The organism is Caballeronia calidae (genome assembly GCF_900044055.2).
Classification (GTDB): domain Bacteria; phylum Pseudomonadota; class Gammaproteobacteria; order Burkholderiales; family Burkholderiaceae; genus Caballeronia; species Caballeronia calidae.
This window is the reverse complement of sequence record NZ_FCOX02000280.1, coordinates 1-1,268: the sequence shown is the minus strand read 5'-3', so window position 1 is coordinate 1,268 and position 1,268 is coordinate 1. Positions and strand designations below refer to the sequence as shown.

1 protein-coding gene and 1 pseudogene are annotated in these 1,268 nt (G+C 55.8%); one reads left to right on the top strand and one right to left on the bottom strand.

The features are described 5' to 3' along the window. Positions 1-193: 193 nt before the first annotated feature. Positions 194-344 (top strand): annotated as a pseudogene (locus AWB78_RS50120) (transposase); the annotation flags it as partial. A gap of 234 nt (positions 345-578) precedes the next feature. Here AWB78_RS50120 and AWB78_RS42630 read toward each other — a convergent pair. Then, a partial coding sequence (locus AWB78_RS42630) for a hypothetical protein (RefSeq protein WP_157697915.1) occupies positions 579-1,268 on the bottom strand: 690 nt, incomplete at its 5' end.

The window sequence follows — 1,268 nt, the reverse complement described above, 5'->3', positions numbered from 1 at the left end:
GCTTAACCGAAAACGCTAGCATGCCAATAGCAGAAAACTAGGAACAAAACGAAATTTCATACATCAAACGCGAACGATTTCCACGGGCCACGGCGCGGCCAATCAGAGGTGGCGTCGAGAATTCGGACGGTTCGTTGAGTGGAAAAGCTGGGTCGTGAGTCGGTCATAATGGCCGGCAATAAGGAACCAGAAGATGACAAAACGAAACCGACGGACGCACTCACCTGCGTTCAAGGCAAAGGTGGCTCTGGCGGCGCTCAAGGCCGACAAGACGCTTGCAGAACTGGCGCAGCAGTACGACGTTCATCCGAACCAGATTACGGACTGGAAGAAGCAGTTGCAGGAGCGCGTGTCGGAATTGTTCGAGACGGGCAAGTCGACGACGGGTGAGCCACCAGTGGACGTCACGGTGTTCCACGCGAAGATTGGGTTTGACGCTGGAGAACGATTTTTTAAGCGGAGCGCTCAGCAAGGCGGGGTTGCTGAGCGGAAAGCGATGATCAACCGTGCACACGCGCTGCCGATTGCGCAACAGGCACGTCTTGTGGGGATCGCCACCTCTATGCGATGGCCCTGCCCTACCCCTGATATTGATGTTTCTGAATCCGCGCCGATGCGCTCAATCGCTCACTCTCAGGGAGAAGGGGAACGATATAGGACTGAAGTCGGTTCAGCGCGCCTTGTTTAACCATGGCGTCAAGCGTGTCGATCTGCTTGAGGAGGTCATCAAACGCCGTCGTCTGCGCATTGCCAGGAAGGATTTTGAAGTGCTGCAACATTTTTTCCCATGCCGACGGCTGTATGGCCTTATCAAAACTGCCGATTTTGTTCAGTACACCGCTGAACACCCCTGTCTTTTCCGCTTCTGACGTTGACCTGTCGAATCGAAGAATCGCGTCTAGCAGAGTCAGTTGCTCAGTGGCATCCAGCGTCCCAATATGCTCGAGCACGCCAGTGAGAGTAGCCACTCGGTCGGCACATTGATCCATCGCGCGACTCCATTCCGTGAGATCTTTCAACATAAACACTCGCGTGGGGGCGTCAAGCGTACTAATGCGCGTCAGTATGCAGTTGGCCATGGCCATTTGTTGATCTGCCGGAGCACGGACCAAGCGTGGCGCGATGTCCTTCAGCACCTTCGCCCGGCCCTCCGGATCAAACGGGTCAATTCGCGTGAGCGTGTCGTCGAGCGCAGCCGCCGCGCCAAGAAGGCGGTGGGCCTGCAGCGCGAGCTTGTGCAGTAAGTCCCTTTTGTATTCAGCGTTAAG